The 19,913-nt window shown below is 70.4% G+C and carries 18 protein-coding genes and 2 pseudogenes; 10 read left to right on the forward strand and 10 right to left on the reverse strand.

All coding sequences use genetic code 11. From position 1 onward, the window contains the following. Window positions 1-7: 7 nt before the first annotated feature. From OO62_RS05875 to OO62_RS05890, 4 genes are all read right to left on the reverse strand, one after another. The gene (locus OO62_RS05875) at window positions 8-1,456 is read right to left on the reverse strand and encodes a hypothetical protein (RefSeq protein WP_033266142.1); all 1,449 of its coding nucleotides are present in this window, start codon (window positions 1,454-1,456) and stop codon (window positions 8-10) included. Continuing rightward, a complete protein-coding gene (locus tag OO62_RS05880; protein ID WP_033266143.1) occupies window positions 1,446-2,021 on the reverse strand; it encodes a hypothetical protein in 576 nt (191 codons plus the stop codon). The genes OO62_RS05875 and OO62_RS05880 overlap by 11 nt, the downstream gene beginning before the upstream one ends. A gap of 313 nt (window positions 2,022-2,334) precedes the next feature. Then, a complete protein-coding gene (locus tag OO62_RS05885; protein WP_033266144.1) occupies window positions 2,335-3,588 on the reverse strand; it encodes a DUF3631 domain-containing protein in 1,254 nt (417 codons plus the stop codon). Window positions 3,589-4,105: 517 nt separating this feature from the next. Then, the gene (locus OO62_RS05890) at window positions 4,106-4,300 is read right to left on the reverse strand and encodes a helix-turn-helix domain-containing protein (protein ID WP_033266145.1); all 195 of its coding nucleotides are present in this window, start codon (window positions 4,298-4,300) and stop codon (window positions 4,106-4,108) included. A gap of 121 nt (window positions 4,301-4,421) precedes the next feature. On the opposite strand from OO62_RS05890, the gene OO62_RS05895 reads away from it, so the two are divergent. Both OO62_RS05895 and OO62_RS05900 read left to right on the forward strand, forming a co-directional pair. Beyond that, window positions 4,422-4,922: a helix-turn-helix transcriptional regulator gene (locus OO62_RS05895; protein ID WP_033266146.1), complete on the forward strand. Its 501-nt coding sequence runs from the start codon at window positions 4,422-4,424 to the stop codon at window positions 4,920-4,922. A gap of 24 nt (window positions 4,923-4,946) precedes the next feature. Next, window positions 4,947-6,065 (forward strand): tyrosine-type recombinase/integrase, encoded by a 1,119-nt coding sequence (locus tag OO62_RS05900; protein ID WP_033266147.1) that lies wholly within the window; start codon window positions 4,947-4,949, stop codon window positions 6,063-6,065. Window positions 6,066-6,173: 108 nt separating this feature from the next. On the opposite strand, the gene ychF is transcribed toward OO62_RS05900, so the two are convergent. Then, the gene (ychF, locus tag OO62_RS05905; RefSeq protein WP_033266148.1) at window positions 6,174-7,262 is read right to left on the reverse strand and encodes a redox-regulated ATPase YchF; all 1,089 of its coding nucleotides are present in this window, start codon (window positions 7,260-7,262) and stop codon (window positions 6,174-6,176) included. A 683-nt stretch (window positions 7,263-7,945) separates the two neighbouring features. Between ychF and OO62_RS41505 the strand changes: the two are divergent. Further along, window positions 7,946-8,284: pseudogene (locus OO62_RS41505) on the forward strand (DUF6542 domain-containing protein); the annotation flags it as partial. A 13-nt stretch (window positions 8,285-8,297) separates the two neighbouring features. Here the strand turns inward: OO62_RS41505 and ppgK are convergent. Together ppgK and OO62_RS05915 are read right to left on the reverse strand one after the other, a co-directional pair. Continuing rightward, window positions 8,298-9,191: a polyphosphate--glucose phosphotransferase gene (gene ppgK, locus OO62_RS05910; RefSeq protein ID WP_033266149.1), complete on the reverse strand. Its 894-nt coding sequence runs from the start codon at window positions 9,189-9,191 to the stop codon at window positions 8,298-8,300. Window positions 9,192-9,250: 59 nt separating this feature from the next. After that, complete coding sequence (locus OO62_RS05915; protein ID WP_228332526.1) at window positions 9,251-10,297, reverse strand: 4-hydroxy-3-methylbut-2-enyl diphosphate reductase; 1,047 nt, start codon at window positions 10,295-10,297, stop codon at window positions 9,251-9,253. 84 nt (window positions 10,298-10,381) lie between these two features. Here OO62_RS05915 and OO62_RS05920 point away from each other — a divergent pair, with 84 nt between their 5' ends. The 4 genes from OO62_RS05920 to OO62_RS05935 all read left to right on the forward strand — a co-directional run bounded on the left by OO62_RS05920 (window position 10,382) and on the right by OO62_RS05935 (window position 14,085). Beyond that, window positions 10,382-11,767: an APC family permease gene (locus tag OO62_RS05920; protein ID WP_051732788.1), complete on the forward strand. Its 1,386-nt coding sequence runs from the start codon at window positions 10,382-10,384 to the stop codon at window positions 11,765-11,767. A gap of 47 nt (window positions 11,768-11,814) precedes the next feature. Further along, window positions 11,815-13,050 (forward strand): exodeoxyribonuclease VII large subunit, encoded by a 1,236-nt coding sequence (gene xseA, locus OO62_RS05925; RefSeq protein ID WP_033266150.1) that lies wholly within the window; start codon window positions 11,815-11,817, stop codon window positions 13,048-13,050. Window positions 13,051-13,060: 10 nt separating this feature from the next. After that, the gene (locus tag OO62_RS05930; protein WP_033266151.1) at window positions 13,061-13,360 is read left to right on the forward strand and encodes an exodeoxyribonuclease VII small subunit; all 300 of its coding nucleotides are present in this window, start codon (window positions 13,061-13,063) and stop codon (window positions 13,358-13,360) included. Window positions 13,361-13,491: 131 nt separating this feature from the next. Next, the gene (locus OO62_RS05935) at window positions 13,492-14,085 is read left to right on the forward strand and encodes a malonic semialdehyde reductase (RefSeq protein WP_033266152.1); all 594 of its coding nucleotides are present in this window, start codon (window positions 13,492-13,494) and stop codon (window positions 14,083-14,085) included. 109 nt (window positions 14,086-14,194) lie between these two features. On the opposite strand, the gene OO62_RS05940 is transcribed toward OO62_RS05935, so the two are convergent. Continuing rightward, complete coding sequence (locus OO62_RS05940) at window positions 14,195-14,731, reverse strand: DUF4245 domain-containing protein (RefSeq protein WP_077193385.1); 537 nt, start codon at window positions 14,729-14,731, stop codon at window positions 14,195-14,197. A gap of 202 nt (window positions 14,732-14,933) precedes the next feature. Here OO62_RS05940 and glpX point away from each other — a divergent pair, with 202 nt between their 5' ends. Continuing rightward, the gene (gene glpX, locus OO62_RS05945) at window positions 14,934-15,965 is read left to right on the forward strand and encodes a class II fructose-bisphosphatase (protein WP_033266154.1); all 1,032 of its coding nucleotides are present in this window, start codon (window positions 14,934-14,936) and stop codon (window positions 15,963-15,965) included. Between the two features lie 91 nt (window positions 15,966-16,056). On the opposite strand, the gene OO62_RS05950 is transcribed toward glpX, so the two are convergent. Then, window positions 16,057-16,416: a WhiB family transcriptional regulator gene (locus tag OO62_RS05950; RefSeq protein WP_033266155.1), complete on the reverse strand. Its 360-nt coding sequence runs from the start codon at window positions 16,414-16,416 to the stop codon at window positions 16,057-16,059. A 326-nt stretch (window positions 16,417-16,742) separates the two neighbouring features. Continuing rightward, window positions 16,743-17,384: pseudogene (locus OO62_RS05955) on the reverse strand (DUF1707 SHOCT-like domain-containing protein); the annotation flags it as partial. A 268-nt stretch (window positions 17,385-17,652) separates the two neighbouring features. Between OO62_RS05955 and OO62_RS05960 the strand changes: the two are divergent. Both OO62_RS05960 and OO62_RS39465 read left to right on the forward strand, forming a co-directional pair. Then, entirely contained in the window at window positions 17,653-19,326 is a 1,674-nt protein-coding gene (locus OO62_RS05960; protein ID WP_033266156.1) for a fumarate hydratase, read from the forward strand. Between the two features lie 220 nt (window positions 19,327-19,546). Further along, on the forward strand, window positions 19,547-19,900 hold the full coding sequence (locus tag OO62_RS39465; protein WP_129322864.1) for a WXG100 family type VII secretion target: 354 nt from the start codon (window positions 19,547-19,549) through the stop codon (window positions 19,898-19,900). Window positions 19,901-19,913: the final 13 nt, after the last annotated feature.

Here is a 19,913-nt window from a genome sequence, read left to right on the forward strand (position 1 = left end):
GGCCGGGTCAGCGGTGCCGACCGCGTTCTTCGGGCCTCATGGCCATTGGTGACGTGGCCGGAGGGTGCAATGTGGCAGTCGCGGACGAGGCGCCGCTGGTGGTGCGTCGTCCGCGAGCGGCTTGCGCCCGCTTGTTCGGTTGAGCAGTGATGCGCCAGTTGAGGACCTCGGCGGGGTGCTCGACGCTGTTGAGTTCTCGCTCTGATCCCACCTCTGCCAGGAGGCGTCGGGGATTGTGGCCGGCGGTCTCGGCGTAGGCGAGGGTTGTGGTCAGGGCGGCCCAAGCGGGGTCGGTGAGGATCCGGTCGGCGTGGTTGGGGAGGGTCGCGCGAACGTCCTGCTCGAAGCGGCGGGCGGTCGCGGCTCGCGGTGCGCGGCGGGCCAAGTCGGCCAGGACGGGTGAGGTGGCCTGCTGATAGCCCGCCTGAAGGTGGCGGAAGGCTTCCTCGGCCGCAGCGGCCTGCTGTTCGTGGCCGCGCTGCTCGTGCCACTTGGCGGCGGCGCGGGCCAGATGAACGGTGGTGAAGAGCAGGGCGATGGCGAGCCCTCCCGGCTCGCTGGAGGCGTAGGCGAGTTCCTTGGCTGCCTTGCGCAAGGCGGTGGCGCCTTGGTGGTCGGCGCGGATGGCGGAGCGACGGGCGCGGTTGAACGCTTTGGCCGCCGCCCGCAGTTCTGCCCGGTGTGGGCTGGTCGTGGCGCTGGCGATGTTGTACAGGGCATCGCCGAAGGCGGCCAGGTAGCCCTGGGCGGCGGCATCGTCACCGGAGTCGAGGACGGAGTGCGCCGTGTGTATTGCGGTGGTGGCGTTCCTCCATGGCTCGGCAGGGTCCGCCGCATCCTGCGGGCGGTCGGCCACTTCCTGGTCGGGGAGGCGTTCGCGTAGACGGTTGATGGAGAGGTCAGGGGCGAGTTTCGAGCCGCCGTACCAGACGGGTTCGCCCGCCGCGTTGGTGTCGCCAGGTGCGGCGAGGCTGTAGCCGATCACGTCACCAGTCTCTGGGCCGAGGCGAGTCTTGACCTTGATGCCGAGGGACTGGAGCACGGTGAAGTAGTCGGCTTCGTTGTGTACGGCGGCGACCGCGTACGCCTGCTCGCGCAGCCACTGCCGTGCCGTGACCGCCTGGCCCTGGCGCTCGGCCTTGGCGCGTTCGGCGCCGGTGGGGGTGCGAGGAGCGGTGAGGTAGCGGTCGCCGGGCGCGGTACGGACCGGACAGTGCCAGACATGCTGAGGTGGTTTCTTGCCACCCAGCTCGCGGGTGCGTAGGTCGACGTGGTGGTCGAGGCGCTTGGCGAGCTGGGAGTAGGTGGCCGCCGGGTCGCGGCCGGGGTCAGGGGCGCCGGCCATGTCCCAGGCGGCGACGATATGAGAGTCCGTGTGTTCGTCGCGTCGGCCGGGGCCGAAGAGGTAGACGATCAGTCCGCGGGAGTCGGAACCGGTGGAGACGTCAGGCACCATGAGCGGTGCCCTCTGCCAGGAGCTGGTCGATCAGTCGGTAGCTCTTCTCGGCTGATTGCTCGACGCATTCCAGCACGGCCTCGGCACGCTCGGGCACCGTTCCTCGGTGGATGGCTGCGGTGATCTGGTTGAGGTTGCCACCGATGCGGTTCAGCGCGACCGTGTGCGCCTCGACGGCCTCGATCAGCGGGCGGAGTGGATCGTCCTCCGGGCTGCCAACCAGCCCCGCCTTGCCAAGGGCGACGGCGAGGGCGGCGTCCCCGACGAATCCGGCGAACTTCTGCCCGCGCTGGTGAGCGGCGGCGCTGATCACGCGGACCGCGGTCCGCGTGAAGCGGATGGTCTTCTCCTGGTCGCGCTTTTCAACCGTGCGCTTGCGGTTCATCAGCGCGGGCAGGACGGGGGCGTCGAGATCCCGCCAGGAGGGCTGCTCGACGGGCGGTTGGACTTCGGCGGGCGGCTGAGTGATCGGGGCGACGGAATCTGCTGCGGGCAGGCAGCCGATCTCGGCTATGCCCTCCTCCGGCTCGTGCGCCCCCTGGCGCTCGGCCTTCTCCTCCGCCACCCCTGGGGCGGGGGCAAGCGCGGACGAAGCCTCGTTAGAGGCTCGTTCGCTCCAGCTTGCTGCTGATCGACAGGTCAGGCCGAAGAATCCCTTGCGGCGGCGGGTGGGGGCGTTGTCGGTGCTCGTTTCGGACATGGTGGCGCTCCGGTGGTCGTGGGGTGGGGCTTCGTCACGTCCGTTGCATCCGTCCCGTAGCTGGTCAGGGTGGGTACGGAGGCGGGCGCCGGTACGGAGTGATCCGTATCGGCAAGGAACTCCGTCCCCGCGCTGACCTGCGCGGGGACGGATGCGACGGATTGATACGGAGCTGGTGTCAGCGAGTGGGCTTGGGGCTGGCAGGCCCGCCGGGCGGACCGATGGGCAGCATCCCGGTGGGAGGGGCGGGCAGCTTGCCGTGGGTTGGCCGTGCGAGCGCGGCCTCGTCGGCTGTGGGGGCCGGCTGGGAAGGGTCAGGGCAGTAGCGAGCCCAGGCGTCGAAGAACTGGTTACGGGCGTACGCCTTGGCCTGCCTGCCGTTCTCGAAACGGTGGTTGGCCGGGCTGATGCCGAAGTCGCGCAGCAGGTTGGCCAGGTGGTAGGCGTTCAGACCCTTGGTCCCGTACTCGGCCCACGGCCCCTCGGCGTCCTGGACGAGGGCGGCGAGCAGGTCCTGGCTGCGCAGAGCATCCTTGTTGCCCTCCTGCTCGAACACACGGCGGACGTCGCGCAGCAGCCGCGTCTTCAGCGTCGTCTGCTCGTCCTGGACCACCTCGTTGCGCGTCATCGCCAGGCAGGCGGCACGGGCCCGCGAGGGCCAGTGACCGCCGGCCAGGTCGGCGACGATCACCAGCGGCTCCCAGGTGTCGGCGGCGCGATCCTCGACCGGCATCTTCGGAACCAAGCCCGCGGCGCTGCTCCGCAGCGGGGCCAGCCAGGCGGTCAGCCGGTCACGCAGAGCGTGCAGTTCGGGCAGCGAGTACCGCGAGCGGAATGGAGTGATCCGCTCGCCCGGCTTACGCTTCTGCATGCGGATGACGACCGCCCGGTCCATGATCGTGTCCGGTAGGTTGCCGATCCCGGCGAGCGCGGCCATGGCGAAGGTGGGAAACGCCGTCGGCTTGTGCTCTGGCCCGGAGATCCGCCAGGCGGGTCGGTTGCGCTGGTGCCCGGCGTTCAGCAGGCCGCGAAGGTCCTCCTTGTCGCCGGCCTTGGGGCCGAAGATGGTGTCGGCCTCGTCCACCAGCAGCGTCGGCGGGTTCTTGCCGATGACGCGGAACACCACCGCAGGCGACGTGTTCACCGTCATCATCGGCTGGTGCACGGTCTCATGGAGCACGTCCAGGACCCGGGACTTGCCGCACCCCTTGGTCGGCCCCACGACCGCCAGCCGTGGGGCGTGCTGGAGGGCAGGCTGGATGTGGGAGGCCGCCACCCACAGCGTGACCGCCGTCAGGGCCTCGTCGCTCGGCAGCACCGCGTACCGGCCGATCGCCGCACGTAGGTCATCCAGCAGCGCGGCTCCTTCGTCGGCCGTCTCGCTGCTCGTACCGGCGCGGTCCCCGGTCCCCGATTCGCCGTCGGGGACCACGGTCCCCGCAGATGCGTGGGGACCGTGGCCCTCGCCATCTACTCGCAGCGCGCCGCGCTGGTCCGAGATTCGGGGACCGGGTTCGGGGACCGGCGGACCGAAAGTCTCCGCCCGGTCCCCGGCTTCCGCGCCGGCGGGACCGGTCCCCAAGGCGCTGACCTGCTCATATTCCGTGCGGGGGGAATTTCGGTCCCCGACCGGAACACCCGTCGAAGCATCACGGCTGGCGTGTGCAGCAGGGGACCGTGACTCCGTTCGGTCCCCGCTTCGGTCCCCGTTGCGCCAGGGGATGCCCTGGCCGGGGACCGCGGTGGTGGGCCAGACAACCTTGGATGTGTTCGAGGTGGCGGGGGACGTAAAGTCCTCCATAGACGTTCCTCTCAAGTGAGGGACGGGACGGGCAAGGTCCCGCCCCTCACCGGTTCGTTCGTTCAGGGATGGGCGACGTGCAGGGGAATCTCCGGCCCTCGGCGTTGGCGCGCCGGGGGCCGTTGCTGTGTCTGGGGCTGCCGGCAGCTCATGAGGCCAGGCCCCACTCGTCTCGGCCGTCGATCAAGGTGCGCTCGTAGCGCAGCAGCTCGGCCTCGGGGTACAGCACCCGCTTGCCGACCCTGATGCCGAGCGGCCCCTTCTTGATGTGGCGCCAGTAGCGGACGGTGCTTTCGGCTGTGCGGTAGCGCTCGGCGACCTCGGCGGTGGTCAGATATCGCATGCATTCCCATTCGGCTAGGAAGTGATTCGATCCGCATAGAGTTGTACCCCAGGATCGGCGGTTACCCAAATTGGGAAGCTCGTGTTTCAATTGGGATAGCTACGGTGACGATGGAGGTTCGATGGCAGGCGACAAGCCCGAGGGTGGCGAGGTGCCCCTGCTCTACAGCGAGGGGAACGTGGCCGCGCGCGTGGCCCTGGAGCGCGAGGTCAGAGGTTGGAGCACGACCGAGCTGGCCGAGCGGGTGACCAGGGCTGGCGTCAGGATGAACCAGACAGCGGTCTGGCGCATCGAGAACGGCACGCCTCGCCGGCGCATCAACCTCGACGAGGCCCTCGCCTTTACGCGGGTCTTCGAACTCCCCCTCGAAGAGCTCATGTCACCGCCCCTGGAGGGCCTCGACATCGATAGCCGCCGGCTCGTCCAGGAAGCCGTCGAGGCGTTCTACGAGACCCGAGACGCACGCGACCGCCTGCACCACGCCGTGGTCGCCATCGCCAATCACGTCAAGGCTCACCCCGACAGCTCGCGGGCGATCCACGAGCAGTGCCTCCGCCTCATGGGCGACGAGCGGGACGCTCGCACCCTCACCAGTGACATCGAGGACGGCGGCCACTACTGATAACCGACGCGAAGGAGAGGCCACTTGGCCAACATCCAGAAGCGCCCCAACGGCAAATGGCGGGCCCGCTACCGCGACCTCGACGGCAAGGAGCACGCCCGCCACTTCGACCGCAAGATCGACGCCCAGCGGTGGCTCGACGAGGTCACGGCCAGCGTGGTCACCGGACAGTACGTCGACCCGCGGTCGGCGAAGAAGCCCTTCAAAGAGTACGCAGAGGAATGGCGGGCCATCCAGCCGCACCGGCCTTCCACGGCCAAGGCGGTGGCCCAGCACTTGCGCTGCTACGTCTACCCCGCTTGGGAGAAGCGGGCACTCGGCGCCATCAAGCCCGGCGACGTACAGAGCTGGGTCACCAGCCTGACCGCCACGCATGGGCTGGCCGCCAGCACCTCACGCACGGTCTTCAACACGGTCAACGCCGTCTTCCGGGCGGCCGTCCGTGATCGGATGATCCCTCACAACCCGTGCGCCGAGGCGAAGCTGCCGTCGGTACCACGGAAGAAGATCGTGCCACTGGCCGTTGAGCAGGTGCGGACGCTGTCCGAGGAGATACCCGCCCGGTACAAGGGCCTTGTGCTGCTCGGCGCGGCCACTGGGCTCCGCCCCGGCGAGCTCTTCGGCCTCCAACTCCGGCACGTGGACCTGCTGCACGCGACCGTCTCGGTCGAGCAGCAGATACAGCAGGCCGCCAAGCATGGGGTGTACGTCGGACCGCCGAAGACCGCGCGCTCACACCGCACGGTTCCGCTCCCCCGCATGGCAGTGGATGCGATGAAGGCCCACCTGCGGGACTTCCCCGCCGATGGGCCCGAGAGCTGGATCTTCACGGCGCCGCAAGGCGGGCCTGTGGTCTACACGCACTTCATGGACGGGTCCTGGCGGCCCGCCTGCGCCAAGGCCGGCCTACCGAAGGGCACCGGACCCCACGCCCTCCGGCACCACTACGCCAGCCTGCTGATCAAGCACGGCGAGTCGGTGAAGACCGTCTCTGAGCGCCTCGGCCACACCAACGCGGCCATGACGCTGAACATCTACACCCACCTGTGGCCCGACTCCGAGGAGCGGACCCGGGCCGCCGTCGACAAGGCGTACGCGGACCGCCCTGCGGACGGCGAGACGGCGGTCGACGAAGCGGCGTAACCGCTCCACCTCGTGCCGGACTCATCCAGCACGTTGCGGACTCTGCGCGGACCGCAAAGGCCGCCCAACCCGCTCCGTCGCAGGTCAGACGGCCTTTCGCCGGACGTATTAGACGTTGAACCGGAACTCCACCACATCCCCGTCCTGCATCACATACTCCTTGCCCTCCATGCGGGCCTTGCCGGCGGAGCGGGCCTCGGCGACCGAGCCGGTTTCGACGAGGTCGTCGAAGGAGATGACCTCGGCCTTGATGAAGCCCTTCTGGAAGTCGGTGTGGATGACTCCGGCGGCCTCGGGGGCGGTGGCGCCCTTCTTGATGGTCCAGGCGCGGGTTTCCTTGGGGCCGGCGGTCAGGTACGTCTGCAGGCCGAGGGTGTTGAAGCCGACGTGGGCGAGGGTGGCGAGGCCGGGCTCGTCCTGGCCGACGGACTGGAGGAGTTCGAGGGCCTCGTCCTCGTCGAGCTCGGCGAGGTCGGCCTCCAGCTTGGCGTTGAGGAAGATCGCCTCGGCGGGGGCGACCAGCGCGCGCTGCTCGTTCTTGAAGTCCTCGTCGGTCAGCTCGTCCTCGTCGACGTTGAAGACGTAGAGGAAGGGCTTGGTGGTGAGGAGGTGGAGGTCGTGGAGGAGCTCCTCGTTGCCGGAGCCCTGGACGATGCCCGCGGAGAAGAGGGTGTCGCCCTTCTCCAGGATCTCCTTGGCCTCCTCGACGGCCTTGACCTTCGGGGCGACGTCCTTCTTGATGCGCGACTCCTTCTGGAGGCGCGGCAGGACCTTCTCGATGGTCTGGAGGTCGGCGAGGATCAGCTCGGTGTTGATCGTCTCGATGTCGTCCTTCGGCGAGACCTTGCCGTCGACGTGGACGACGTTCTCGTCCTTGAAGGCGCGGATGACCTGGCAGATCGCGTCGGACTCGCGGATGTTCGCGAGGAACTTGTTGCCCAGGCCCTCGCCCTCCGAGGCGCCCCGGACGATGCCCGCGATGTCGACGAAGTCGACGGTGGCCGGGAGGATCTTCTGGGAGGAGAAGATCTCGGCGAGCTTACCGAGGCGGGGGTCGGGGACGCCGACGACGCCGACGTTCGGCTCGATGGTGGCGAACGGGTAGTTGGCCGCCAGCACGTCGTTCTTGGTCAGGGCGTTGAACAGGGTCGACTTGCCGACATTCGGCAGACCGACGATTCCGATCGTGAGCGACACGGTGGCGACTCGACTTCCGAAGGGTGGTGGTGGGTGGGCAGCCGCTCCGTCACCGGATCCGGTGACGGATGCCGGTCCCGGGAGGGCCGATCCACCAGTCTACGGGGCGAGCCGCCGCAGACGGCCGCCACCAGGGACACCCGCCCCCGGCCCGCGCCCGCACCCCCCGCCCGGTGTCGAACGAAGGATCAAGGTCGGAACAAAGGGCGTGTCCCGTAACCGGTTAATACCACTTAGCGACCTACCGTTGACGGGTGGAGCAATACGAAACGCGCACGCACCAGCACGGTCCGCCGCGGTCCGGACGCCCGGGCACGGACACCGGCACCCGGCTCCCACGCCCCGCGGAGGCCGTGGCCGACGATCCCGATGACGCCTTTCTCTCCGCGATGCGGGCCTCCGGGTTCGCGTCCGTACCGGCCTCCGGCACCGCACGGACCGCCGGCAGCGCCCAGGTCTCCGGCGGCGCGCCGGCCGCCGTCCACGCGCCGGCGGGCATGCGTCCGCCGGCCCGCGGCCCGGCGCCGGCCGGGGCCGCCCGTGGTCGCGGCCGCGCGGACGAAGGCGGCCGGGCGCCGCGCCGTACCCCGCCGCCCCCGGTCGGCGCCGAGTCCTCGGCCGTCTACCGGGCCCGCGGGCAGCGCGGTCCGGTGCCCGTCCCGGCCGCCGCGCCCCTGGCCAGGATGCCCGCCGCCAAGCTCACCGGGCTCGGCTGCTGGCTGCTGGCGACGCTGGCGCTGCTGGCGTTCGCCTTCCTGGACCAGCTGCTCCTGGGCGGCGTGCAGAGCGCGTACGGGGTCTTCTTCCTGCTGGTGAGCGTGGGCGCGGCGCTCTGGGTGCGGCCGTACGACCTGGTCTTCGCGCCGGTCACCCTGCCGATCGCGTTCACCCTGGGCACGCTGCCGATCCAGCACGGCGGGGCCGGTTTCGGCGGGGTGGTGACGGGCGTCTTCACGGTCCTCGCGCTGAACGCCGGCTGGCTCTACGCGGGCACGCTGGTCTGCGCGCTCATCGCGCTCGTCCGGCGGGTGGCGGTCATCGCCCGGCGTCGGGCCAGCCGAGGGGCGATTCGACCGCAGGACGGGGCGCGGGACCGCCAGGACGGGCCGCCGGCGCAGGCTGCCGAGCAGGCGCGGCCACAACCGGGGAACCGTCCGCGCCGGGTGGCTCGCCAGTCCGAGCGGCGTACGCCGCCATCGCGGCCCCGACGATCCCCGCGTTGTTCCGAAGCTGAGCCGGCACGATCTCGGCCCTGATGCCCTCGATCAGCGGCAGGAACTTCTCCGCCTTGCGGGACACCCCGCCGCCGATCACGAACAGCTCGGGCGAGAACAGCATCTCCACATGGGCGAGGTACTTCTTGACCCGGTGGGCCCACTGCTCCCAGCTGAGGTCGTGGTCCTCCTTGGCCTTCGTGGACGCGCGCTTCTCGGCCTCGTGCCCGTGCAGCTCCAGATGGCCCAGCTCGGTGTTGGGGAGCAGCCGGCCGTCGCTGAAGACGGCGCTGCCGATGCCGGTGCCGAAGGTCAGGAGGATGACCGTGCCGGACCGGCCGCGGCCCGCGCCGTGCTGCATCTCGGCCAGGCCGGCCGCGTCCGCGTCGTTGAGCACCGTGACGGGGCAGCCGCCGGCCTCGCCGCCCAGCCGCTCGGTGAGCAGGGCGGCGACGTCGGTGTCGATCCAGCGCTTGTCGACATTGGCGGCCGTACGGGCGGTGCCGCCGATGATCACGCCGGGGAAGGTCACCCCGACCGGCCCCGACCACCCGAAGTGCTCCACGACCTCTGTGACGCAGTCCGCGACCGCGTCGGGGGTGGCCGGGTGCGGGGTCAGTACCTTGTGGCGCTCCTCCGTCAGGTCGCCCCGCTCCAGATCCACCGGGGCACCCTTGATGCCCGATCCGCCGATGTCCACGCCGAAGACCCTCATGGGAAAAGGCTAGGCGGCCACGGGCCGGGATGCCCGGGGGAAACGCAATCCCGTGCCGGTCAGTCCTCGGCCGTGCCGCCGGCCGCCCTGGCCTCGGCGCGCAGGTCGCGGCGCAGCTCCTTGGGGAGGGAGAAGGCGATGGACTCCTGGGCAGCGGTGACGGTCTCGACGTCCTCGTAGCCGCGCTGGGCGAGCCAGTCCAGGACGCCGTGGACGAGGATCTCGGGGACCGAGGCGCCGGAGGTGACACCGACCGTGCCGACGCCCTCCAGCCAGCTCTCGTCGATCTCCTCGGCGTAGTCCACCAGGTGGGCGTCGCGCGCGCCGGCGCCCAGCGCCACCTCGACCAGCCGGACGGAGTTGGAGGAGTTCTTGGAGCCGACGACGATGACCAGGTCGGCCTCGGCGCCCATCTGCTTCACCGCGGTCTGGCGGTTCTGGGTGGCGTAGCAGATGTCGTCGCTGGGCGGCGAGAGGAGGTTGGGGAAGCGGCCCTTGAGGGCGTCCACGGTCTCCATGGTCTCGTCGACCGAGAGCGTCGTCTGGGACAGCCAGACGACCTTGTCGGGGTCGCGGACCTCCACGTTCGCGACGTCGTCGGGGCCGTCGACGAGGGTGATGTGGTCGGGGGCCTCACCGCTCGTGCCGATGACCTCTTCGTGGCCCTCGTGGCCGATCAGGAGGATGTCGTAGTCCTCGTTGGCGAACCGGACGGCTTCCTTGTGGACCTTGGTGACCAGCGGGCAGGTCGCGTCGATGGTGGCGAGCTTGCCGCGCTTGGCCTCCTCGTGCACGACGGGGGCGACGCCGTGCGCCGAGAAGATGACGATGTTGCCCTCGGGCACCTCTTCGGTCTCGTCGACGAAGATCGCGCCCTTCTTCTCGAGGGTCTTGACGACGTACTTGTTGTGCACGATCTCGTGGCGCACGTAGACGGGGGCGCCGTACTGCTCAAGTGCCTTCTCGACGGCGATCACGGCGCGGTCCACGCCCGCGCAGTAGCCACGGGGGGCGGCGAGCAGGACCTTGCGGGCGGACGGCTGGATGTCGCTGCGACGCGCAGCGTCTCCACTGGGGGCGGCGGTGGGCGACGGGCGGGAAGTCATGCGGTCCATCGTAAGGCCGTGCCCCTTCCCCGGAAGATCTCGCCCGGTGGCCCAGACTGGGGCCGGTCGACCGAGGAGGCAGGGATGGCGTCGCTGCGGCGGACCGAGGAGGCGGGAGCGGGGCCGCTGCGCCGGACGCTGACGTTCCGGGATCTGCTCGTCTACGGGCTGCTGTTCATCGCCCCGATGGCGCCGGTCGGCATCTTCGGCACGCTGCAGGCGAAGTCGCACGGCGCGGTGGCCCTCGTGTACGTCGTCGCGACGGTCGCGATGGCCTTCACGGCGTATGCGTACGCCCAGATGGTGCGGGTCGCCCCGCAGGCCGGGTCGGTCTACACGTACGCGCGGGTGGGGCTGGGGCGGGGCGCGGGGTTCGTCGCGGGCTGGATGGCGATGCTGGACTACCTGCTGATCCCGGCGGTGGCGTACCTGTTCTCGGGGATCGCGCTGCACACGCTGGTGCCGTCGGTGCACCAGTGGGTGTGGACGGCGCTCGCGGTGGTGGTGACGACGCTGCTGAACCTGTGGGGCGTACGGACCGCGGCGCGGGTCGGCTTCGCGGTGCTGGCGATGGAGCTCGTGGTGCTGGCGGTCTTCGTCGTGGCGGCGGTGTGCGTGCTCGCCGCGCACGGGGCGCAGCGGGGCTGGTCGGCGCCGTTCACCGGTGAGGGGGCGTTCTCGCCGGGCGCGGTGCTGTCCGCGGTGTCGGTGGCGGTGCTGTCCTATCTGGGTTTCGACGCGATCGCCTCGTTCGCCGAGGAGTCCGCGGGAGGGGCGCGGCGGGTGGCGCGGGCGGTGCTGTCCTGCCTGGTGGTGGCGGGGGTGCTGTTCGCCGTGCAGACGTATCTGGCGGCGCTGCTCGCCCCGGTGCCGGCGGCCGAGCTGGCGGCGAGGCCGGGCGAGCAGGGGGACGCCTTCTACGTGACGGCGGGCGCGGCGGTCGGCGGGTGGCTGCAGAAGCTGGTGGCGGCGAGCAAGGCGATCGGGGCGGCGTTCGCGGCGCTGGCGGGGCAGGCGGCGGCCGGACGGCTGCTGTTCGCGATGGCGCGGGACCGGCGGCTGCCGGGGGCGATGTCGCAGGTGGACGAGGGCAGCGGGGTGCCGCGCCGGGCGTTGCTGGGTGCGGCCGTGGTGACGCTGGTGGCGGCGGTGTGGGCGGCCCGGCGGGAGGACGGGCTCGACCAGCTGTCGTCGGTGGTGAACGTGGGGGCGCTGACCGCGTTCGCGTTGCTGCACGCCTCGGTGATCGGCTGGTTCGGGATCCGCAAGGGGGCCGGGACGCCGGGCCCGCTGCGGCACGTGGTGGTGTCGCTGCTGGGGCTCGTGGTGGTGGGCGCGGTGATCGTGGCGGCGTCCCCGACCGCCCAGGTGGTGGGCGGCGTCTGGCTGGCGGTGGGGCTGGTGGTGCTGGCGGTGCAGTACCTGCGGCAGGCACGGGCCGGCGGCGGGGCGGCCGGGGCAGGGGACTGAGGGCGAGCTCGCGGCCACTGTCAGTGCCCACCGCTACTCTCGCTCGTATGGCTGTCTCAACGTCCCCGGAAACGCCGATCCCGGTCGGCGAGGTGTCCCGGCTCATCGGCGGGTGGATCGACCGCCTCGGCGCGGTGTGGGTCGAGGGGCAGATCACCCAGCTCTCGCGGCGGCCCGGCGCGGGGGTGGTCTTCCTGACGCTGCGCGACCCCTCGTACGACATCTCGCTGAGCGTGACGTGCTACCGCCAGGTCTTCGACAAGGTCGCCGACGTGATCAGCGAGGGCGCCCGGGTGGTGGTGCACGCCAAGCCGGAGTGGTACGCGCCGCGCGGCCAGCTGTCGCTGCGGGCGGCCGAGATCCGGCCGGTCGGGGTGGGTGAACTCCTCGCCCGGCTGGAGCAGTTGAAGAAGTCCCTGGCGGCGGAGGGGCTGTTCGCGGCGGAGCGCAAGAAGCCGCTGCCGTTCCTCCCGCAGCTGATCGGGCTGGTCTGCGGCCGGGCCAGCGCCGCCGAGCGCGACGTACTGGAGAACGCCCGGCACCGCTGGCCGGCGGTCCGCTTCGCGGTGCGCAACGTACCGGTGCAGGGGGTGCACGCGGTGCCACAGGTGATCGCGGCGGTGCAGGAGCTGGACGCGCTGCCCGAGGTGGACGTGATCATCGTGGCGCGCGGCGGCGGCAGCGTGGAGGACCTGCTGCCGTTCTCCGACGAGCAGCTCGTTCGCGCCGTGAGCGCGGCGGCGACACCGGTCGTCTCGGCGATCGGCCACGAGCCGGACAGCCCGCTGCTGGACCTGGTCGCAGACCTGCGAGCCTCGACGCCGACGGACGCCGCGAAGAAGGTGGTGCCGGACGTGGGCGAGGAGCTGGCCCGGGTGCGGCAGCTGCGGGATCGGGCGCTGCGCGCGATCGACGGCTTCCTGCAGCGGGAGGAGCGCGGGCTGGCCGGTGCGCTGCAGCGGCCGTGCATACAACGGCCGCAGCGGATGGTCGAGGAGCGCGAGGAGCAGGTGGCGGCCCTGGCGGCGCGCGGCCGGCGGACGCTGGGCCATCTGCTGGACCGGGCCGACTCCGAGCTGGTGCACACCCTCGCGCGGGTGGTCGCGCTCTCCCCCAAGGCGACGCTGGAGCGCGGCTATGCGGTGCTGCAGAAGCCGGACGGGGCGGCGGTGCGCTCACCGCAGGAGGTCGGTGCGGACGAGGAGCTCCGGGCCCGGGTGGCCGAGGGCGAGTTCAGGGTGCGGGTGGACGGCGTCCAGGGCGCTGTCACACCCCCTGCATAGGGTGGGAGACATGGCGAAGGCGAAGACGGACGACGGGGTGGACGCGGAGCAGGGCGGGGCGGACGGCGCACCGGCGCAGGTGCGGCCGGTGGACTCCACGCTCGGCTACGAACAGGCACGGGACGAGCTGATCGAGGTCGTCCGCAGCCTGGAGGCGGGCGGTACGACGCTGGAGGAGTCGCTGGCGCTGTGGGAGCGCGGCGAGGCGCTGGCGAAGGTCTGCCGCCGCTGGCTGGACGGCGCCCGCGCCCGTCTGGACGCGGCCCTGGCGGAGTCGGACGAGGCGGAGTCGGGCCCGGCGGGCGATTGAGCCGCCGGCCGCTGAAAGATCGGGAACATGTGAATCGGATCACAACGCGGGAGATTTAGTTGAAACTTAATCTATCCGCTTTAGAGTGGGGGTGACCGAATCTGACCGATCCGATTCACCGAGGTGCCCTTATGTCTCTCGCCCTTGACGCCGCCGCTCAGGACCTCCTGTTCCGCGAGGCCCAGACCGCCAACACGTTCACGGACGAGCCGGTGACGGACGAGCAGGTCCAGGCGGTCTACGACCTGGTGAAGTTCGGCCCGACCGCCTTCAACCAGTCCCCGCTGCGGATCACCCTGGTCCGTTCCGAGGAGGCCCGTCAGCGCCTGGTCAACCACGCCATGGGCGCCAACGGCCCGAAGACCCTGACCGCCCCGCTGACCGTGATCCTCTCCGTGGACCTGGACTTCCACGAGAAGCTGCCGGAGCTCTTCCCGCACGCCCCGGGCATCAAGGACAGCTTCTTCTCCGAGGCCGCCGTCCGCGAGGTCGCCGGCACCCAGAACGCCACCCTGCAGGCCGGTTACTTCATCGTCGGCGTCCGCGCCGCCGGGCTGGCCGCCGGCCCGATGACCGGCTTCGACTTCACCGGCGTGGACAAGGAGTTCTTCGGCGACGGCAAGCAGAAGTCGTTCATGGTCGTCAACATCGGCAAGCCGGGCGCCGACGCCTTCTTCCCGCGCTCGCCGCGGCTGGCCTTCGACGACGCCGTCACCACCGTCTGAGCAGGCACCCCGATCCACGACGAGGCCGCCGCACCCCTCCCGGGTGCGGCGGCCTCGTCGTCGGTGCGGGCGCCCTGCCGTCGTGCCTACGGCCGCGGGGCGCGCCTGCTCAGCTCTTCTTGGCCACCAGCGCGGCGGCCAGATCCGCGAGCCGCCCGTACGGCGCGGTGCCGGTGACGACCGTGGTCACGCCCGACTCCTCGCGGACCAGCGCCCGGTACCGGTCACCCTTGTAGCGGTCCCACTTCTTGCTGCCCACGGCCTGCTTGCCCTCGACCTTGGCGGCGCCGAGCGTGACCTCGCGGATGAACTTGCCGGCGGACGCGTCGCTCTGCTCGACGGACGCGTACTCCTGCTCCGGGTCGAGCATGCCCAGATGCCAGGCACCGCCCTTGCCGTCGTCGCTCGCCTTGTACGAGACCGACGTGGCGCGCCAGGTCTTCGGCAGCCCCTCCGGTGCCGCGACGGCGTAGGGCGCCGCCCGCCGGGCCGTGATGAGTTCGACGCGGTAGTCGACCGTCCTGACCGCGCTGTTCTCCGCGTCGGCGCTGTCGTCGTGCGGGATGAAGATGTAGATCGCCCCGACCAGGGCGCCGATCACCGCCAGCGACAGGACCATGTCGCGCACCGTTTGCCTGCCTCGCATACCTGCCACGCCCCTATGGTCCCCCATGCCCACGGCGACTCCGACAGGCCCCCTGGTGACGGCCGTCACCCGTGCAAACGAAGGATCGTGGCCGCATTCGTCCGCTCATGCGAAGGGCCCTCTGCTCATTTTGGCGGTCGGCAGATAAGGTCGGACCTACCCTCATCCTTCGCGGCCGTCGCCGTACAGAAAGGTGCGCTCGATGACCGAGCATCATCTCCCGTCCCAACTCGAGGTCAGCCCCGAGGCCCCGGACCGCAACCTCGCCCTGGAACTCGTCCGGGTGACCGAGGCCGGTGCCATGGCGTCGGGCCGCTGGGTGGGCCGGGGTGACAAGAACGGCGCGGACGGCGCGGCGGTGAAGGCCATGCGCGCCCTGATCCACACCGTCTCGATGAACGGCGTCGTGGTCATCGGGGAGGGCGAGAAGGACCACGCCCCGATGCTCTACAACGGTGAGCGGGTCGGCGACGGCACCGGCCCGGAGTGCGACGTGGCCGTGGACCCGGTGGACGGCACGACGCTGACCGCCAAGGGCATGGCGAACGCCGTCTCCGTGATGGCGGTCGCCGAGCGCGGCTCGATGTTCGACCCGTCCGCGGTGTTCTACATGGACAAGCTGGCGACCGGGCCGGAGGCGGCGGACTTCGTCGACATCACGGCGCCGGTGGCGGTCAACATCAAGCGGATCGCCAAGGCGAAGAAGTCCGCGGTCGAGGACGTCACCGTGGTCATCCTGGACCGGCCGCGCCACGACGGCCTGGTCAAGGAGGTCCGGGAGGCCGGCGCCCGGATCAAGTTCATCTCCGACGGCGACGTCGCCGGCGCGATCATGGCGGCCCGCGAGGGCACCGGCGTCGACCTGCTGCTGGGCATCGGCGGTACGCCCGAGGGCATCATCACCGCCTGCGCCATGAAGTGTCTGGGCGGCACGCTTCAGGCCAAGCTGTGGCCGAAGGACGACGAGGAGCGGCAGCGCGCCCTGGACGCCGGGCACGACTTGGACAAGGTGCTCCAGATCGACGACCTGGTCCGCAGCGACAACGTCTTCTTCGTCGCCACCGGCATCACCGACGGCGAGCTGCTGCGCGGCGTGCGCTACCGCGCCGAGACCGCCTACACCCAGTCCCTGGTGATGCGCTCCAAGTCCGGCACGATCCGCCAGATCGACTCCCAGCACCGGCTGTCGAAGCTGCGCGCGTACAGCTCGGTGGACTTCGAGCGCCCCAGCTAGCGGCCACCCGACCCGTGCACGCACTTCGCCCCCGTCGGAGAGTCTCCGGCGGGGGCGAAGTGGCCCATGGGCCGCGGGGGTCGGAGTGCAGTCAGCCCGCCGCGGGCATATGGGCCGCGCGCTGGAGTTCGGCCTCCCGCCGCCGCCGGCGGGTCAGCACGACCCGCCGCTCGGCCGCGGTCAGGCCGCCCCAGACGCCGTACGGCTCCGGCTGGAGCAGCGCGTGCTCCCGGCATTCGACCATCACGGGACAGCGGGCACAGACCCGCTTCGCCGCTTCCTCCCTGGCCAGCCGCGCGGCGGTCGGTTCCTTGGACGGGGCGAAGAACAGCCCGGCTTCGTCCCGGCGGCACACCGCCTCCGAATGCCAGGGACCGGCTTCGTCGCGTGCAGGCACTCGCGGGGACGGAACGACAGCGGCATCCTGCAGGGGCTGATGCGGTAGCAGCACGGTCTACTCCTGACGACGGCTTCGGCGAGAGAAATCACCCTTGCCCGTCTCGCTGCGCACGGCCTTTTTCCGCACCCCGCAGCCGTACGAGAGACGATGCACCAGCCCTACCCGCTGTGCGCACGCTTATGCACACCGTGGCGATCGTGCGGAAACACGACATCGCGACAACGCGAAAAACGCGCTCAGTCGTCCAGCCCCTTGCGGAAGCGGTCCCGGCGCTCACGCCGTTCGGCACGCAACCGCTCGTGCCACTCCTGTCGCTCCTCGCGCATCCGCTGGTGGCGTTCGCGGTGCTCGTCGCGCAGCTGATGGCGCAGCTCCCGGTGCCCCTCGCGCAGCCGGCCGCGCAGGTCGCGGACCCAGGCGCCGCGCTTGGGCCGGGCGTCCACGCTGCCCAGCACGGCGTAGCCGTTGACCAGGACCTGCGGGGCATCGCCGTCCGGCGCCTCGTTGGTCGTGACCTCGAAGCTGCCCAGCACGCCGGAGCCGCTGCTGCGGACCGTGATGTTCTCCGGCACCCGGATGTCCACGCTGCCGAAGATGGAGGTGACGTTGATCTGGACCTGCTGCTGCGGGAAGACCGCCTCGGTCAGATCGATCTCGACGGTGCCGAAGACCGCCACCGCGTTGATCCGCGCGGGGACCTGCCAGCGGCCCTTGCGGACCGAGGCGCTGAAGATCGCGACGAGGTTCTGGTCGGCCGGCGGAACCCCGGGCCCGGACGCGTACGCCTCCGACTCCGGCCGCGTACGGCCACCGCCCGCGGCGGGCAGATCGCGTACGACGTGCTCCAGCTCGCCCATGGTCTTGGCGCGGTAGACCGTGTCGATCCGCTCCGCGTGCTCCTCGGGATCCAGCCGGCCCTCCGCCAGCGCCTCCCGGAGGATCTCGGCGATCCGGTCGCGGTCCGCGTCGGACGCCCGGATGTCGGCCTCGGCCACGGGCGCACCCGCGGGCCTGGTCATCGGCCTGGTCTCGGCCTTGGTCAGATTCACCGCGTGCGGCGTCTCGGGACCCACTCGTCCCCCGTTGTGTTCGTCCACCGCCCCAGCGTACCGAAACGCGATAGATCGCGACTAGGGCAGCAGCGGTCCGGATCGCGTACGCCGCCGCGGGCGGCCCGCACGCCGACTGAGCCTTACCTCACAGCCACGTCCGCGCGCCAGGGTTCTACGCTGTTCAAGCGCTGCCGTAGATGCCAGCCGGACCTCTCCGAGTAAGGAATGACCTTCAATGCCGGAATTCGCCTACACCGACCTTCTCCCCGTAGGTGAGGACACGACCCCGTACCGCCTCGTCACGAAGGACGGCGTCAGCACCTTCGAGGCCGACGGCCGTACGTTCCTCAAGGTCGAGCCGGAGGCGCTGCGCAAGCTGGCCGCCGAGGCGATGCACGACATCTCGCACTACCTGCGCCCGGCCCACCTCGCCCAGCTCCGCAAGATCCTGGACGACCCCGAGGCCAGCGGCAACGACCGCTTCGTCGCGCTCGACCTGCTGAAGAACGCCAACATCGCGGCCGCGGGCGTGCTGCCCATGTGCCAGGACACCGGCACCGCGATCGTGATGGGCAAGCGCGGCCAGCAGGTCCTGACCGAGGGCGGCGACGAGGAGGCCCTCTCCCGCGGCATCTACGACGCCTACACCCAGCTGAACCTGCGCTACTCGCAGATGGCCCCGCTGACGATGTGGGACGAGAAGAACACCGGCTCCAACCTTCCGGCGCAGATCGAGCTGTACGCGACCGACGGCGGCGCGTACAAGTTCCTCTTCATGGCCAAGGGCGGCGGCAGCGCCAACAAGTCGTTCCTCTTCCAGGAGACCAAGGCGGTCCTCAACGAGGGCTCCATGATGAAGTTCCTGGAGCAGAAGATCCGCTCCCTCGGTACGGCCGCCTGCCCGCCGTACCACCTGGCCATCGTCGTCGGCGGCACGTCGGCCGAATACGCCCTCAAGACCGCCAAGTACGCCTCCGCGCACTACCTCGACGAGCTGCCCACCGAGGGCTCCCCGACGGGCCACGGCTTCCGCGACAAGGAGCTGGAGGACAAGGTCTTCGAGCTGACGCAGAAGATCGGCATCGGCGCCCAGTTCGGCGGCAAGTACTTCTGCCACGACGTCCGCGTGGTCCGCCTGCCCCGCCACGGCGCGTCCTGCCCGGTCGCCATCGCGGTGTCCTGCTCCGCCGACCGCCAGGCCGTCGCGAAGATCACCGCCGAGGGCGTCTTCCTGGAGCAGCTGGAGACCGACCCGGCGCGCTTCCTGCCGGAGACCACGGAAGAGGAGCTGACCGAGGGCGCGGGCCCCGACCTCGACGCGGTCGCCATCGACCTCAACCGCCCGATGGACGACGTCCTCGCCGAGCTGACCAGGCACCCGGTCAAGACCCGCCTCTCCCTCACCGGCACGCTGGTCGTCGCCCGCGACATCGCGCACGCGAAGATCAAGGAGCGCCTGGACGCCGGCGAGGAGATGCCGGAGTACCTCAAGAACCACCCGGTCTACTACGCGGGCCCGGCCAAGACCCCCGAGGGCTACGCCTCCGGCTCCTTCGGTCCGACGACCGCGGGCCGCATGGACGCCTACGTCGAGCAGTTCCAGGCCGCCGGCGGCTCCAAGATCATGCTGGCCAAGGGCAACCGCTCCCAGCAGGTCACCGACGCCTGCGCCGCCCACGGCGGCTTCTACCTCGGCTCCATCGGCGGCCCGGCGGCCCGCCTGGCCCAGGACTGCATCAAGAAGGTCGAGGTCCTCGAATACGAGGAACTGGGCATGGAAGCCGTCTGGAAGATCGAGGTCGAGGACTTCCCCGCCTTCATCGTCGTCGACGACAAGGGCAACGACTTCTTCCAGGACCCGGCCCCGGCCCCGACGTTCACGAGCATTCCGGTGCGCCAGGGGGCGTAATTCCCCGCCGGCCCGCCGCCACGGCCATCACCCGCACGACGCGGGTGGTGGCCGTCATTGTTTTCCACCTTCCCTACGGCAGACACATTTCAGTCAGCCTTCCGGCCGAAAATCCACCGGCGCATCAAGCTCCCGTAAAAGACCTGGAGAGCAAAATAACGCCGTGTTACGGTCGAAAACCGCGATGATCAAGAAATGTTCGTGAGCGAGGGGGCCAGCAATGTCCGGTTCGGGGGATTTCTCGGTTGATGTCGAGGAATTGGGCTCTCTGGCGACGCGTCTGGATCGCTGCACGGAATCGATGAAGCACGCCTGTGGCGATTTACGCAGTGCGACGGTCAGCAACCTCGGCAACGGTGATATCGACGAAGCAGGGGCAGACTTCAAGAGTGCCTGGGAGTACGGAATCTCGCAGATCGCCGCAATCACCGACGCCATCCGGGAAGGTCTGCAAGTTACCGCGCGCACATACAACGAAACCGACAGCGCCATCCAGCAGACGTTCTCGAAGGCGCATCATCCAGGTGCAGGAGCGGCGAGCCAGGTCAGCGGGCATTCAAGCCCGTTCGGATAGGGCATCGACTCGG

The sequence above is a fragment of the Streptomyces lydicus genome (assembly GCF_000717345.1).
Lineage (GTDB): Bacteria > Actinomycetota > Actinomycetes > Streptomycetales > Streptomycetaceae > Streptomyces > Streptomyces lydicus.